Below are 14,929 nucleotides of genomic sequence, written 5' to 3'. Positions count from 1 at the left end.
CGCGCGGTGCATCGATCCCGGCCAGCGGTATCGGCAGGTTGCCGCCGGCTTACCCCACTGTCCAAGGCCCACTGTGCAAGCCGTATTGAAGTCGTGGCAACCCGTGGCACTCTCGGTGTTGCTGGCGGGCATCCCGTTGACGGTGTCGATCGATCACCGCCTCAAAGTCCTCGTTCCGGCCATGCTGCTCGGTGCGGGCATCTGGTTCATCGTCAGCAGTGCGTCAACGCGGCGCAGTTATCGGCAGGCCTGGCCGGTGGTGCTGGCGGCGCTGGTGTTCTTTGCCTGCATCGTCGGCAACGTGTTATGGCATCGGCTGGGTTGGCGGCCGGTGGACCGAGCGGCCCACGTGCTGCTGTATCTCTTGATTGCCGCGGCATTTACCCGGGCCTTGAAGCTGCCGCTGTTGTGGGGCGGCTTTGGCGTGTGTGCGCTGGTGCTGGGCGTCGTATGCCTGGACCAGCACTATGTCCAGGGCATCGACCGGACGTATGGATTGAACGGTGGCCCTTCGGCCTCGATTGAATTTGCCACCGTGTTGCTGGGTTTGTCGCTGCTCGCCCTGTCGCGCCTGTTGGGCGCGCGGACCAGCCTGGCCGAGCGCGTCGTGCTGCTGGTGGCTGCGGGCCTGTCCGTGTACGGCGCGTTGCTGACCCAAAGTCGCGGACCGTTGCTGGCGTATATCCCGGCGTTGGTGTTCCTGTTCGTCTGGCATGCGCGACGGACCGGGCGTTGGCGCCTGGTGATGCTGGCCCTCCTCGGCATTGTCGTCGGAGCGACGGTGGCGACCTACGCCACGCATGACGAGCTGTCGGAGCGATTCGCCTCGATCGGACCGGCCGTGGCCACCTATGGTGAGCACCAGCACGACGTGCACACCGCGATCCACGAGCGTCTGGACATGTGGCGCGCTGCCGGGCGCGCCGTGCGCGAGCATCCCTGGGCCGGTATCGGCATCGGCAACTTTCACCAGTATGTCCAACGGGAAATTGCCGCCGGACGCAGCAGCCCAGCGATCGGGCGCTACAACCAGCCGCACAATGGGTACTTGGACGCCGCCGCCAGCGTCGGGGCGCCGGGCCTATTGGGATTGCTGGCGACGTTCCTGCTGCCGCTGGGCTATTTTGCGCGGGGCGTCCGCGATGCCGACCCGGCCGTGCATGTGCCGGCGTGCGCCGGCGTCGCGGTGATCATCCTGTACATGCTGTGCGCACTGACCGAAAGCGTGTTCTACCGGGTCATGCCGTTGTCGTTCTACTTTTTCGTGGTGCTCGGCATGGCGCTGTCGATCGGCCACCGGCGCTCACTGGCGCTCGCCGCCAACTGAGGCGACGCGGGGACGAGGGAGTGCCGTCGCCACCACGTTCCACCCGGACGCCGCTGGCAGTGGCCGGGCAAGCGGCCGCGGCATGATGCCCAGGGCGCGCAGGTCCAGCGGTGGACGGGCGAATTCAGCCAGGTGTTGCGCCACGCCGTCCCGGCAGCGCAGCAGGCCTTGGTCGCGCGTGGCCTGCAGGATGTGGTCGTTTGGATTGCTTGGCCCGCCATGCTTGCGCGTGGGGTGGTACAGGTGCGTGGCCAGCGCGCAGAAACGCACGTCCCGGCGCAACAGTCCGGTATGGAACGCGCGCACGGCCAGCTCGGTGTCCTCGCGGCCCCAGCCGGTCATCGCTTCGTTGAAACCGTTGACGCGCAGCAGATCGTCGCGCCAGAACGCCATATTGCAACTCTTGATGCCGCCTTGGCGCATGCCTGGACGCGTGCTCCAGTAGGCCAGCGGCGGCAGGCGCAAGGTATGGCGGCGGCGTTCGATGCCGTGCGAGAAGAAGTGCGGCATCGAGGGCGAGCGTGCTTGCGCCAGCATCTGCGCGGTGAGCGCTGAACTGCTCAGCACCCGCGAGCCCTGTACGAAATAGCCGCGACGCGCAAATGCCCGGTGGTCGGCAATGAAGTGGCGCTCGACCACCATGTCGCCGTCCAGCAGGATCACGTAGTCGCCCTGTGCCGCGGCAATGGCGCGATTGCGCGCGCGGCTCATGCGCGCTCCCTGGTCAGGCTGCCACAGATGCACCAGGCGCGTCGGATAATCCGGCGCCAGCCGCAGCAGGCAGTCGCGCGTGGCGGCTTGCGAACCATCGTCGGTGACGATCACCTCGAGCGGCAGTTCGGTTTGTGCGGCCAGCGCACGCAGCACCAGCTCCAATGCCTGTGGCCAGTTGTAGGTGATGACCGCGACGCTGATGCGCATGTTGCGCGGCGAGATGCCCGGTTCGAACAACATCACGCGGCCCCCGTGCGGCCAGCCGAAACCCGATGGCGGGTGCCATGCCCGTGCGGCACTGCCGGCAACGTGGCCATCACCTGGACTGCGTACACGTTTGTTCCCCCAAAAGGAACGTTGCCATCCCCAATGTGCGGTTTCGTGACGGGGTATGCACGTACCGTTCACGTCTGTGGCCTAGTATACCTGGTTCACAGTGTTTTTCTCGCATTGTGTCCGTGCAGGGGGACAGGGCCGAAGGCCAAGGCCGGATCGGCCTGATCGGCTAGAATCCTGCGCATGCGCACCCTGCCGTTGAGTCTGGTCGTCATCACCCGCAATGAAGCACCGACCATCGCCCGTTGCCTGGACAGCGTGCCGTTTGCGGCGGAAAAACTGGTGGTGGACAGCGGCAGCGAGGACGCCACGGTGGCTATTGCCGAGGCCCACGGCGCGCGCGTGGTGCACAACCCGTGGCCGGGTTTCGGTGCACAGCGCAATTTCGCCAGTGCCCAGTGCATGCATGACTGGATTCTTGCCCTCGATGCGGACGAATACCTGAGCCCGGGACTCATTGCCGAGCTCGAGGCACGTCTGCCCGCGCTGATGGACAGCGCCATTGCCGCAGCCTGCCTGCGCCGACGCACTATCTTCATGGGCGCGCCCATGCGCTGGTATCGCCCGGCAATGGGTGAAAAGCTGGCCCGCCTCTACCACCGCGGACGGGCCCGCTGGAGCGACGCGCGGGTTCATGAGAGCCTGGTTTTCAGCGGCGCCGCGCCGACGCTGCGGCAACCGTTTGAACACGCCAACAATCCCACCCTGGTGCACAAGCAGCTCAAGGTCCTGCGCTATGCCGAGCTGAAGTGCCTGGACTGGCGCGAGCGGGGCCGGGACGTGCGCATGTGGCAGGCACCGGGGGTGTTTGTCCTGGCGTTCCTTAAGGATTATTTTGTGCGCCTCGCATGCCTGGATGGCTGGCGTGGTTTCATCATTGCCTGGACGGCCGCCAATTACGCGCTGTACAAGCGCCTGCGCTATTACGAGATGGTGCACAACCCGGATTCGGTCGGCGCCGCCGCACGTGCGTTGGAACAGCATGCCATTGAACCTTGAGTGGTCGCCGCGCGCCGCGTGGCTTGCCCCGCGTGCCATAGAGCGGAGGTGGCCGCAAGCCGGATCATGGTGTGCCTCGCGCGCGCCGCATGAGCGGGCGGGTCGCCGGTGACAAACGTGGACAAGCCGCCGCGCTATCTCTTGTACGGCTCAGAGCGTTACGCGCTGGCGATCCTGCGCCCGGTGCAGGCGGCGATCCGCGCACGCGGAGCCGAGGCCGCCTGGTTTTTCGACGGTCCCGGCGCCGAGGACCTGGTGGCGGGCGAACGTCTGCTCAGCGTGGCCGAAGTCCGCGCGTGGAATGCGCGCGCCGTCATCACGCCCAGCAATGCGGTGCCGCATTTTTTCCCCGGGGTGAAGGTCGAGACCTTCCACGGCTTTGATGCCGGGAAGCCGCGGCACATCTATATCCGCGGCTTCTTCGATCTGTATTGCACGACTGGGCCGCGCGATACCGTGCAGTTCCAGGCGCTGGCCGGGCGGCTTGGGCATTTTTCCGTGATCGAGACCGGGTGGCCCAAGCTCGACCCGTTCCTGCGCAGCATCGCCGGGCCGCTGCCCCCGGTGCGCAAGCCGCCGGTGATCCTGTACCACTCGACGTTCTCGCCGGCATGGAGTGCGGCGGAGATTTTGTACGACGAGGTGAAGCGCCTGTCCCGGGACGGCCGCTGGCGCTGGATCGTCACTTTCCACCCCAAGATGAGCCCTGGCACGCGCGCACGCTACGAGGCGTTGCAGAACGAACATCTGCGCTTCGCGCACGACGACAACATCCTCGACCTGTTCGGGCAGGTGGACATGATGTGTTCGGACACCTCGTCGGCCTTGAATGAGTTCCTGCTGACTGGCAAGCCGGTGGTGACGTTCAAGAATCGCCGCCCAGGACCACAACTGATCGACATCCAGGAGCCAGGGCAGTTCGAGGGCGCGATCGAACGCGCGCTGCACCGCCCGCCGGAATTGCTCGAAGCCATTCGTGCCTACGGCGATGCGATTCACCCCTGGCGCGACGGCCGTTCCAGCGAGCGCGTGCTTGACGCCATTGACCGCTTCATTGCCGCCGGCGCCAGGAACAGACGGCGCAAGCCATGGAACCTCTGGCGCAAGTTCAAGATCCGCCGCCGCATCGGCTACTGGGGACCGGTTTAGCGCCTTGGGTGGCCGCAGTCGCCCCGGGGGCGACGAAGATCCGGTCGGCGGGCAGGCGGTTTTGCTTGTGCCGTCTGCGCCCCTGCGGCGTGGGTGCTACGTATTCGGCTAGGCTAGTTCGTCACCAACGCCCGCGGGGGTTTCCGTTTGCCGCTCAGTCCCTACAGCCGCTACCAACACCTGCGCTCGGTCTGGCCGTGGTTGCCACTCTGGATGGGCGTGGCGCTCATCGCGATCTTTTCGCATGGGCCGATGCCGCTGTATTCGACCCGCACCTTGGCCGTGGCCTGGGACATGTGGGCGCATGGCCATTGGCTGGTGCCGCACATCAATGGCGCTCCCTACAGCGAAAAGGCGCCGCTGTTGTTCTGGCTGATCCATGCGGGTTGGCTCGCCTTTGGCGTCAGCGATGTCTGGCCGCGCGTCCTCGAGGTGCTCTTTGGCGCCGCCGAACTCGTGCTGCTGATGGTGTTGGCGCGGCGCCTGTTTCCCGCGCGGCCCTGGGTCGCGCGGGCCGGGCCGTGGATGCTGCTGGCGCTCGGATTCGGATTCCTGTTCGGCCTGCAGATCATGTACGACGTGCTGCTGGCGGTATGGACGCTCGCGGCCCTGCTGTGCCTGGTGCCTCGGGCCGATCGTGCCGAGCCGCGCTGGTGGCTGTTTGGCCTGTGCGTCGGCCTGGGCCTGCTGACCAAGGGCCCGGTGATGCTGCTGCATGTGGCGTTCCCGTGGCTGCTTGGTCCGCTGTGGAGCGACTGGGCGCGGGACCATCGGTTGCGCTGGTATGGGCGCGGTGCGCTGGCCCTGCTCCTGGGCTTCGCGGTCCTGTTGGCCTGGGCGCTGCCGGCTGGCTGGAGTGGGGGCGAAGCGTATCGCCACCGCCTGTTCTTTACCCAGACCGCGGGCCGCGTGGTGACCGCGTTCGTGCACGCCCGGCCATGGTACTGGTATCTGCTGGCATTGCCCGTGCTGCTGTTTCCCTTCAGCGGCTGGCCGCGCGCGTGGGTGGCGCTCGCGGCGCTGCGGCGTCCGCTGGAGCCAGGCCTGCGTTTTGCGTTGTGCTGGGTGGTTCCGGTGTTGCTGGCGTTTTCGCTCATCAGTGGCAAGCAGCTGTATTACCCGTTGCCGGAACTCGGCGGCATGGTGTTGCTCCTGGCCGGAGCCCTGGCCGTGTTGCGCGAACGGCAACTGGCGCTGGCCGGCACCGCCTGGCTGGGTACCTGGCCGCTCGGGGTGGGCGGCATCGGCTTTGGATTGTTCCTGTTCGTCTTGCCGTGGCTCGCCTCCGCCCACCGCGTGCATGGCGAATGGCTGGAGGCCGTCGCGCCCTACAGCCGCAATTTCGGCATGGTGTTCCTGTTGCTCGGCATCCTGCTGCTGTTGCGTGGCCGCGGCGAAATGCGCCGGCTGGCGGTTGCCGGCCTGGTCGGGGCCTTGGCCTTGAACACGCTGTTCACCCTGACCGTGTGGCCGCGCTACAACCTGGCGCCGACATCGCGCCTGGTGCATGAGGCTGATCGGCGCGGCCAGGTCGTTGCCTATCTCGGCAACTACGAGGGGCAGTTCAATTTTGCCGCCCGGCTCACCCATCCAGTCCGCGAGCTGGTCGCGGGCCAGGCCTTGCAGAACTTTGCCCACCGGCATGCGGATGCGTTGGTTATCACCCACCCGGATCGCCTGGGCGCCAATGACCTGCGCTATGCGCTGTTGGTGCAGCCGTTCCGTTCGGGCTGGATCGTGGTGTGGCAAGCGAAGGCCTTGGCCGACCTGCACGCCGGGCGGGCGCCGGACGAGCCGCGACAGCCGACAATCATCTACACCGGCGCGCCGGTCGGTCGCGCGCAGCAATGAGCTCGCCCTCGATCGAGCGCTTGCGCCGGCAGTGCGGTGGGCCGCGCGATGGCGCGCTGCTGCGCTTTGCCCTGGGCGAGGCGCTGCGCAACGCAGGCGAGCTCCCCGCGGCAATCGATGAGCTGCATCGTGCACTGGCGTTCGACCCGATGTATTCCGCCGCCTGGAAGCAGCTGGGTCGTGCCTGCCTGGCTGCGGGCCGGCCGGTCGATGCCGCCGCGGCCTGGCGCCAGGGCGTGGCCGTGGCCGATAGGCGCGGCGACCGCCAGGCGCAAAAGGAAATGACGGTCTTCCTGCGCCGTCTGAAGCCGGAGTCGGAGTGAACTTTCGACGACGGTGCCGGTGGCACATGACGACTGCTCAATCGAAAGTGCACTCTGGCCCCGGTTTCGTGTCGTAGGGGCTGGGTCGGCCCGGCGCCGAATAGCGCTTGTACTGCCACTGGTATTGGGTGAAAGCGAGCTCGACGCAATCCTGCACGCCGCGGTTGAGCGCCGCGCAGGCGCGGTCGAGGTCGGCGTCGGCGATGCCTTCCGGCGCCGGTAGGATATGGATGCGGTAGCCGGCGCCGCGCGGCAGGCGCTCGGCAAACGCGTAGAGCACGGTCGCGCCGGTACGTGCGGCCAGGCGCGGCAGCAACACCATGGTGAGCGCCTCGCGGCCGAAGAATGGCGCAAAGCGGCCTTCGCCCTCGCGTGGCTTCTGGTCCGGGAGGATGCCCACCGTGCCGCCCTGGCCCAGGCGCTTGTAGAGCTGGCGCACCCCGGCGCCGTCGGCACGCACCTGCGCGGGGGCCAGCGCCCCCCGCACCTTGCGCAGCAAGGCCTCGAGCGCGGCAATGCGCGGTGGCCGATACAGGATGGCCATCGGCGTCTTGCGGCACAGCCAGTAGTTGAGTACTTCCCAGCAGCCAAGATGCGGGGCGGCGATGATCACGCCGCTGCCCTTGGCCAGGGCCGCGTCGAGCAGCGGCTCGCCACGGACTTCCCGCACCAGGCGGAGCGCGCGCCCGGCCCCGCCGCCCCAGATCTTGATGATCTCCCATGCCGACTTGCCGCTCTCCCTGGCCACGGCCCGCAGCAGGCGGCGATGTTCCGCGGCAGAGTCATCCGGCCGCACGATGCGCAGGTTGGCAGCCATGTGCCGGGCGGACTTGGACCGGCGCCACAGCATCAGCCCGCCCATGCCGGCCCCCAGGGCCTGCAGCGCGCGCAACGGCAGCCAGGAGAGCAGGCGCATCGACCAATAAAAGAGATAAACGTCAGCGCGCATGGCCGGAAGTGTAAGCGAGTGCCCGACACGGATGCGAAGCGTGCGCCGGGCATGTTGCTGCGACGCGCTTTTCTTGGCCGTACTTCCCGACTTAAGATTTGCGCTTCCCGATCGTGGCCCCCGCATGATTGCCCTGATCCAGCGCGTCACGTCCGCCCGCGTCGAGGTCGACGGCGCCGTCGTCGGCGCGATCGGCCCCGGCCTGTTGGCCCTGGTGGCGGTGGAGCCCGACGACGGCGAGACGCAGACTGCGCGCATGTTGCAGAAACTTCTTGCCTACCGCGTGTTTGCGGATGCGGCAGGGCGCATGAATCGGTCGCTCAAGGATGTCGCCGGGGGGCTGCTGCTGGTCAGCCAGTTCACCTTGGCCGCCGACACCCGCTCCGGCCTGCGCCCAAGCTTCACGTCGGCCGCCAGCCCGGAGTACGCGCGTGTCTGGTTCGGGCGGCTGCTCGAGTTGGCCCGCGCCGAGTACACCCCGGTGGAAACCGGGCGTTTTGGCGCCCATATGACGGTGCACCTGGTGAACGACGGCCCGGTGACCTTCCGCCTGGAGGTGAAATGAACGCTGGCTGGCCGTCGCTGTGGGCGGCAAGGCTGCGTGCCGCGAATCCGTTGCCAGGCATACGTTTACGTATCTTCCAGGCATGGCCTTTTTTCTTGAAAACCGGCCGGCGCGGCTCCACTTCAGCTACACTGCCCGGTTCTTGCACCCTGTGGTGATCGGTTGATGAATAGCAGAGCCCCCAACGAGCAACAGTCCGAGATCAAGGCGCTGATCGCCAAAGGCCTGGAGCAGGGTTACCTCACCTACGCCGAGATCAACGACCACCTGCCTGACGACGTCGTCGACCCCGAGCAGATCGAAGACATCATGGCCGTGCTCAAGGGCGTCGGCATCGAGGTGCAGGATGCTGCGCCTGATGCTGACACGCTGGCCGACGGCGCCGGTGCCGGCGACGACGATGCTGCCGCCGAAGAGGCCGTCGCGCTGCTTTCGGCCGTGGACGCCGAGGTCGGGCGCACCACGGACCCCGTGCGCATGTACATGCGCGAGATGGGCACCGTCGAGTTGCTCACGCGCGAGGGCGAGATCGTCATTGCCAAGCGCATCGAGGAAGGCCTGAGCCAGGTGCAGACCGCGTTGGCCAGCTTCCCGCTGACCATCGAGTTGCTGCTCGAGGAATACGACCAGCACCTGGACGGCAAGCGCCGCCTGAGCGAAATCCTGGCTGGCTTCCTCGACCTGGAGGAAGCCGCGGACCTGGCGCGCAAGGAAGCCGAGATTGCGCGCAAGGAAAAGGAGGCGATTGCGGCGCTGCGTCCCGAAGGGGAAGCCGACGATGAAGACGGCGACGAGGACGAGGGCGAAGAGGACGACAGCTCCGAGGATGAGGAGGCTGCCTCTTCCGGTCCGGATCCGGAGGAAGTCAAGCGCCGCATGGAGCTCCTGCGCGACTACTACGCGAAGTTCCAGAAGGCCGCGCCCAAGGCCACCAGCATTACCGACAAGAAGATCGTCAAGCTGCGCGACCAGATGGCCGAGGAGTTCCTGAAACTCAAGCTGCCGTCGGCGCTGATCGACGGCTTCGTGCGCCGCCTGCGCGAAGTGGTGAACAACATCCGCCACCACGAGCGCGCGCTGATGAACATCTGCGTCAAGCAGGTGAAGATGCCCAAGGCCGAATTCATCAAGAGTTTCCCCAGCAACGAGGGCAACCCGGAATGGGCCGCCGAGCTCAGCCGCAAGCGCCAGAAGTGGACGCCGGCGCTCAAGGCCCACCGCGAGGCGATCGATGCCGAACAGGAGAAGCTCGCCGCGATCGAGCGCAAGCTGTTCCTGCCGCTCACGGACATCAAGGAAATCAACCGCGCCATGGCCAGTGGCGAGGCGCGCGCGCGCCGGGCCAAGAAGGAGATGGTCGAGGCGAACCTGCGCCTGGTGATCTCCATCGCCAAGAAATACACCAACCGTGGCCTGCAGTTCCTGGACCTCATCCAGGAAGGCAACATCGGCCTGATGAAGGCGGTGGACAAGTTCGAATACCGCCGCGGCTACAAGTTCAGCACGTACGCGACCTGGTGGATCCGCCAGGCGATCACGCGCTCGATCGCCGACCAGGCGCGCACCATCCGCATTCCGGTGCACATGATCGAGACAATCAACAAGCTGAACCGGATCAGCCGCCAGATGCTCCAGCAGTACGGGCGCGAGGCGACGCCGGAAGAGCTGGCCAAGGCCATGGAGATGCCCGAGGACAAGATCCGCAAGGTGCTCAAGATCGCCAAGGAGCCGATCTCCATGGAGACCCCGATTGGCGACGACGAGGATTCGCACCTGGGCGATTTCATCGAGGACGGCAATGCCAGCTCGCCGGTGGATTCGGCGACCGACACCGGCCTCATGGAAACCGTGCGCGACGTGCTTGCCGGGCTGACCCCGCGCGAGGCGAAGGTGCTGCGCATGCGCTTCGGCATCGACATGAACACCGACCACACCCTCGAGGAAGTCGGCAAGCAGTTCGACGTCACCCGCGAGCGCATCCGCCAGATCGAGGCCAAGGCCCTGCGCAAGCTGCGCCACCCCAGCCGCTCCGAACAGCTCCGCTCCTTCCTCGACGTCGAATAACGTGGGGTTGCTCTAGTGTCATCTATGACGGCGGTCATGTACTTGGCGGCTGGCTTTTTGGCTCTCGCGCCATTTCGGGGTGATGTGTCTCAGCGTGGCAGTTGGCGCAGAGCAGGGTGCACTTCGCCACTTCACTTTCGATCTCCGCCAGACTCCGATTTGAAAACGCGCGCAGGTCGAGATTGAAGGATTTGCATGACGGATTGCAGTGATGCCAGTTGAGTGCAGCAAGGTTTGCCTCATAGCCGCATCGTGAGCAACGTCCTCCCGCTTTGCCCACGAACTGTCGCTTGCGCATCAAGCCGCGCGATTGCTGGTTGGAATAGTTCTGGTGTCGAACATTGGTGTCCCGGTTTTTGCAAATTCGGGAGCAGAACCTGCGCTGCCTGCCTTCCAGGACGGCGCCACAAACCACGCAAGTCAGTTTGGATTGCATACTTCGAGCATAATCCATAGCGCACGTGCGAGCAGCTTGGGGCGTGCGTGTTGTTACCATGTGCGGACGGGCCTATAGCTCAATGGTTAGAGCAGGGGACTCATCGAAAGGTGCCGCCACGCAGGAATACGTGGACGGGAACGGGATGAATTCAGGGAAACCTCAGCGGCGCGAATGCGGCCGGTGGCAACCCTGAGCCAAGCCGCCGGTACACCGGCGGAAGGTGCAGAGACTACCTGAGGGCTTGAGTGCCCTTCATCACAGGCAAGAGCGTCCCGCACCCCACTCGCACGAACGCCATGCGAAGGGTGAAGAGATAGTCCGCGCCGGGGGGAAATCTCCGGATCACGCGAATCCCTTGGTTCCAGGTTCGAGTCCTGGTGGGCCCACCATTTTCCTTTGCCTGCCCGATCGATGCGGGACAGGTCGAACCGTCCCACGGCCATCAAGAAATCCGAGCTCTACTCGTCCCTCTGGGCCTTGTGCAACGCGCTGCGCGGGGGCATGGACGCCAGCCAGTACAAGGACTACGTGCCGGTGCTGCTGTTCATCAAGTACGTCAGCGACAAGTACGCTGGGGTGTTCGAGCGCGCGGAGCGAGAGCTGCAATCCGGCGTGCGCAAGAGTCTTCGATTCGGGCAGGAAGCCGGTGTGAACGTCGGCGCTTTTTTCGTACTCAGCGGCCAAATGGTGTACGTGGCCGAAAAGGGCGAAGAAACCAAAACCCCCAACGGCACGCCAGACGCCCGCCTGCGGGTGATCTACTCCAATGGCACCGAGAGTGACTTGCTGATGCGCTCACTGCAGCGGGCGCTATACAAGGACGAAACGGGGCGCCGGCTGACGGGCACCGACGAAGGTCCTCTATTTGGCGGCGAAATGGAAGACGGGGATGCGGAAAGTGGCACCATCTATGTGCTGCGCAGCCTGTCGGAAAGCCCCTACGTGGCCGAGCACCGCGACCTGATCCACAAGATCGGCGTAACGGGGGCAAGGTCGAAACGCGAACCGCAAATGCCGAGCACGATGCGACCTATCTGCTGGCTGGCGTCGAGATCGTGGCGACCTACAAGCTGTCGGGGATCAACCGGGTCAAACTGGAAAACCTACTGCATCGCGTCTTCGCGCCCGCCCAACTTGACCTCACCATCCAGGATCGATTCGGTCAGTCGGTCAAACCGCGCGAATGGTTCCTGGTCCCGCTGTCTGCCGTCGACGAAGCTGTCGAACGCATCCGCAACGGCACGATCATCGATGCAACTTACGATCCCAAGATTGCCCGCTTGGTCGTGCGAACCGCGTAGCCAAACCCCGATCAGGCCCGCTGAAGCGCCGTCTACTGAGCGCTCTCCCGCTTGCGCCATGCGCACTCAATAGTGCGCGCAACTTGATGAAGTCGAAGCGCTTGGGAACTAACTTTCGGCGCCAGGATTCGGTGCGCAGGGCGGTCGTTGACCACTCTCATGCGCGGAACTTCAAGTTAGCGCCACCAATCGCGGAAATTGCGCTCCAGCCGGCTGCGGTCTTTTTGCCGTTCACGGCTCTCGTCAGAATGTCCATCCTGAATCGCGCTCACCGACGGATTTCGAGATGGTGTTGACCGCACGAATAACCGTACTATTTGTGGTACGATCATCCGTACGTTGAGAGAGGGCTTTCCGCCATGGGCTCGATCAGTGCCAACAACCTGAAAACGCAGGGTGTCTCCGCGATCGCGGAAGCACTCGGAGACGCACCCGAAGCGATGGTGTCGGTTCGGGGCAAGGACCGCTTCGTGGTGATGGATATCGAGCACTACCGCTACCTGCGCGAGTGCGAGCTGGCGGCCGCGCTGGCCGAAAGCCAGGCGGATATTGCCTCTGGCCGCTTCGTCAAGGAATCGGTGGAAGCGCACATGAAGCGGCTGGCGAAGCTGTGAGCTGGACGCTGGTCTTCACCGACCAGTACAACCGCCGTGCGGCGCAGTTCCTGAAACGCCACCCGCAGCAGCGCGAGCAATACCGCAAGACCCTGTTGCTGTTGCAGGCCAATCCGCATCATCCTTCACTGCGGCTGCACGCGCTGGTCGGTCGGCTCAAGGGCCTGCATTCGGTTTCGATCAACCTCTCGTACCGGATTACCATCGAGATGGTGATACGCGAGAACCAGATCGTGCCGATCAACGTGGGTGACCACGACGTGGTGTATTGAGCGCGGCGCAAGGGGAAGCATGAGCCGGCATACGGAAATCCATTTCAAGGACGACATCCGCACGCCCGTTGGCGTGTAGCGCCGGACGGAGATCTGCACCGGTCGGCCCGATGCGGTCTGGCTGCCCCGGCGCCGCGCCAGGTCCAGCTCAGTTGCCGATGGAGGTGGCGGGCGCGGCGCCAGAAGTGGCGGATGGAGCCGGCTGGACGGCGGCGGCTGGGATGTTCGGGGTCACGCGCCAGATCGTGTTCGACAGGTCGTCGGCGACGATCAGCGCGCCGCGCGGGTCGACGGTGACGCCGACGGGGCGGCCGCGGGTCAGGCCGTCCTCGCCGCGGAAGCCGGTGACGAAGTCGATCGGCCTGCCGGCGGGATGGCCGTCGCGGAACGGCACGAACACCACTTTGTAGCCGACCGGCTCGGGCCGGTTCCAGCTGCCGTGCTCGCCGACGAACACGCCATCGGCAAACTGCGCGCCCATCGTCGGCGCGGAGAAGGCGACACCGAGCGCCGCCACATGCGAGCCGAGGCTGTAGTCCGGGGCGATCGCCTTGGCGACCATGGCCGGATTTTGCGGGCGTACGCGCGGATCGACATGCTGGCCCCAATAGCTCCAGGGCCAGCCGTAGAAACCGCCTTCACGTACCGAGGTGAGGTAGTCGGGGACCAGGTCGGGGCCGAGTTCGTCGCGCTCATTGGCCACGGCCCACAGCGTGCCGGTGCCTGGCTGAACCGCGAGCGCCGTGGGATTGCGCACGCCGGTGGCGTAGGCGCGATGCATGCCGGTCTGCGGGTCGACCTGCCAGATCCTGGCGCGCTCGACTTCGGCAGTCATGCCGCGCTCGGTGATGTTGCTGTTGGAACCAATGCCGACGTAGAGGAAGCGGCCATCAGCACTCGCGGCCAGCGCTTTGGTCCAGTGGTGGTTGATGGCCGAGGGCAGGTCGGTGACCTTGACCGGGGGGCCGTCGGCCTGGGTCTGGCCGACGCGGTAGTGGAATTTCAGCAGCGCATCCTGGTCGGCGACGTACAGCGTGTCCCCGATCAGCGCGAGGCCGTAGGGCGCATTGAGGTCCTTGGCAAAGACCGTCTTCAACTCGTAATTGCCGTCGCCGTCGGCGTCGCGCAACAGGGTCAGGCGATTGCCGCCCTTGACCGGGCTCGTGCCCTTGGCCTTGATGTAGCCGGCAATCACGTCCTTCGGTTTCAGCTTCGCCTCGTTGCCGCCGCGGCCTTCGGCGACCAGGATGTCGCCGTTGGGGAGCACCAGGGTCTGGCGCGGGATGCGCAGGCCGGTGGCAATCGCCTTGATGCTGTAGCCCGCCGGCACCGCCGGCAGCCGGTCGCCCCAGGCGGCCGGCTTGGCAATCACCATGTCGGGCAGCAGGCCGCGTTGCTGGGCCGGAAGCTCAGGATTGGCGCCGTACTGCTCCGGGCTGGGGCTGCCGCCACAACCGCCCAGCACGACCCCGAGCGCAGCGCCTGCCAACAGCTCCAGGCGCTTCACGACACACCTCCGGTGCGCCCACCCACGAGGGTAACCATCAAGGCCGCCCCGGCAAGCACCACCACGATCACGGACAGCACCAGGCTGGTGGGCATGGTAGCGAAGGCATCCCGGGCATGCACCAGTGCGTCAATGAAGCCGAGCACCCAGGCCGCCAGCAGCAACAGCGCGTATAGGGCGGATCGCGCACGCCATCGTGTGCGGAACAGCCGGACGATGGCGGCCAGCAAGGCGAACGCAGCGACGACCAGGCCGCCGGCGAGCAGCCATGACGAGAAGTTGTTCCACTGGATGGCGTAGCTGCGGAAATAGGCGACGTCGCTCAGCAACGCGCCGAGGAAGAGTGCCGTCGTCCCGGCCACGAGCGCCGCGTGGAGGGGATGAAAGAGGTTGGGTGTCCGTTCCACGATGACCGCCATGACATCCTCCCGGAGGCGCGCAAGCGTGTCCCGGCAGGGTACAACAGTGACTATCACCGAAGCGTCAAAAACCTCGGTACTGCGCGCGGCGCCGATCGGC

14 protein-coding genes and 1 pseudogene are annotated in these 14,929 nt (G+C 65.8%); 11 read left to right on the top strand and 4 right to left on the bottom strand.

Translation table 11 applies throughout. From position 1 onward, the window contains the following. Nucleotides 1-85 precede the first annotated feature (85 nt). Nucleotides 86-1,327 (top strand): O-antigen ligase family protein, encoded by a 1,242-nt coding sequence (locus tag AC3WJB_RS01825; RefSeq protein WP_492678129.1) that lies wholly within the window; start codon nt 86-88, stop codon nt 1,325-1,327. Here the strand turns inward: AC3WJB_RS01825 and AC3WJB_RS01820 are convergent. Then, a complete protein-coding gene (locus AC3WJB_RS01820; RefSeq protein ID WP_492678127.1) occupies nt 1,304-2,281 on the bottom strand; it encodes a glycosyltransferase in 978 nt (325 codons plus the stop codon). The two genes, AC3WJB_RS01825 and AC3WJB_RS01820, sit on opposite strands and share 24 nt — an antisense overlap. Before the next feature lie 279 nt (nt 2,282-2,560). Between AC3WJB_RS01820 and AC3WJB_RS01815 the strand changes: the two genes are divergently transcribed. The 4 genes from AC3WJB_RS01815 (at nt 2,561) to AC3WJB_RS01800 (ending at nt 6,699) form a co-directional block, all read left to right on the top strand. Continuing rightward, a complete protein-coding gene (locus tag AC3WJB_RS01815; RefSeq protein WP_492678125.1) occupies nt 2,561-3,376 on the top strand; it encodes a glycosyltransferase family 2 protein in 816 nt (271 codons plus the stop codon). Nucleotides 3,377-3,493: 117 nt separating this feature from the next. Further along, the gene (locus AC3WJB_RS01810) at nt 3,494-4,525 is read left to right on the top strand and encodes a CDP-glycerol glycerophosphotransferase family protein (RefSeq protein WP_492678123.1); all 1,032 of its coding nucleotides are present in this window, start codon (nt 3,494-3,496) and stop codon (nt 4,523-4,525) included. Between the two features lie 147 nt (nt 4,526-4,672). Then, nucleotides 4,673-6,376, top strand: a complete 1,704-nt coding sequence (locus tag AC3WJB_RS01805; protein WP_492678121.1) for an ArnT family glycosyltransferase — start codon at nt 4,673-4,675, stop codon at nt 6,374-6,376. After that, nucleotides 6,373-6,699 (top strand): tetratricopeptide repeat protein, encoded by a 327-nt coding sequence (locus tag AC3WJB_RS01800; protein ID WP_492678119.1) that lies wholly within the window; start codon nt 6,373-6,375, stop codon nt 6,697-6,699. Before AC3WJB_RS01805 ends, AC3WJB_RS01800 begins: the two co-directional genes overlap by 4 nt. A gap of 37 nt (nt 6,700-6,736) precedes the next feature. Here the strand turns inward: AC3WJB_RS01800 and AC3WJB_RS01795 are convergent, their stop codons facing one another. Then, entirely contained in the window at nt 6,737-7,648 is a 912-nt protein-coding gene (locus AC3WJB_RS01795) for a lysophospholipid acyltransferase family protein (RefSeq protein WP_492678117.1), read from the bottom strand. A gap of 124 nt (nt 7,649-7,772) precedes the next feature. Here AC3WJB_RS01795 and dtd point away from each other — a divergent pair, with 124 nt between their 5' ends. The 6 genes and pseudogenes from dtd to AC3WJB_RS01765 all read left to right on the top strand — a co-directional run bounded on the left by dtd (nt 7,773) and on the right by AC3WJB_RS01765 (nt 12,903). Then, entirely contained in the window at nt 7,773-8,213 is a 441-nt protein-coding gene (gene dtd / locus AC3WJB_RS01790; RefSeq protein ID WP_492678115.1) for a D-aminoacyl-tRNA deacylase, read from the top strand. A 165-nt stretch (nt 8,214-8,378) separates the two neighbouring features. Beyond that, nucleotides 8,379-10,277: an RNA polymerase sigma factor RpoD gene (gene rpoD, locus AC3WJB_RS01785; protein ID WP_492678113.1), complete on the top strand. Its 1,899-nt coding sequence runs from the start codon at nt 8,379-8,381 to the stop codon at nt 10,275-10,277. An 850-nt stretch (nt 10,278-11,127) separates the two neighbouring features. Further along, nucleotides 11,128-11,247, top strand: a pseudogene (locus AC3WJB_RS01780) (hypothetical protein); the annotation flags it as partial. 281 nt (nt 11,248-11,528) lie between these two features. Next, nucleotides 11,529-12,017: a GIY-YIG nuclease family protein gene (locus tag AC3WJB_RS01775; protein WP_492683026.1), complete on the top strand. Its 489-nt coding sequence runs from the start codon at nt 11,529-11,531 to the stop codon at nt 12,015-12,017. A 359-nt stretch (nt 12,018-12,376) separates the two neighbouring features. Beyond that, nucleotides 12,377-12,631, top strand: coding sequence for a hypothetical protein (locus AC3WJB_RS01770; RefSeq protein WP_492678111.1), 255 nt, complete (start codon nt 12,377-12,379; stop codon nt 12,629-12,631). Then, nucleotides 12,628-12,903, top strand: a complete 276-nt coding sequence (locus AC3WJB_RS01765; protein WP_492678109.1) for a type II toxin-antitoxin system RelE/ParE family toxin — start codon at nt 12,628-12,630, stop codon at nt 12,901-12,903. The genes AC3WJB_RS01770 and AC3WJB_RS01765 overlap by 4 nt, the downstream gene beginning before the upstream one ends. Before the next feature lie 148 nt (nt 12,904-13,051). On the opposite strand, the gene AC3WJB_RS01760 is transcribed toward AC3WJB_RS01765, so the two are convergent. Both AC3WJB_RS01760 and AC3WJB_RS01755 read right to left on the bottom strand, forming a co-directional pair. Continuing rightward, nucleotides 13,052-14,410, bottom strand: coding sequence for a PQQ-dependent sugar dehydrogenase (locus AC3WJB_RS01760; protein WP_492678107.1), 1,359 nt, complete (start codon nt 14,408-14,410; stop codon nt 13,052-13,054). Further along, nucleotides 14,407-14,829 (bottom strand): DUF2231 domain-containing protein, encoded by a 423-nt coding sequence (locus AC3WJB_RS01755; protein ID WP_492678105.1) that lies wholly within the window; start codon nt 14,827-14,829, stop codon nt 14,407-14,409. Before AC3WJB_RS01755 ends, AC3WJB_RS01760 begins: the two co-directional genes overlap by 4 nt. Nucleotides 14,830-14,929 lie beyond the last annotated feature (100 nt).

The sequence above is a fragment of the Rhodanobacter sp. FW510-R10 genome (assembly GCF_058781105.1).
Note: the sequence above shows the minus strand (reverse complement) of the source record. Positions and strands in the feature narration are given on the sequence as shown.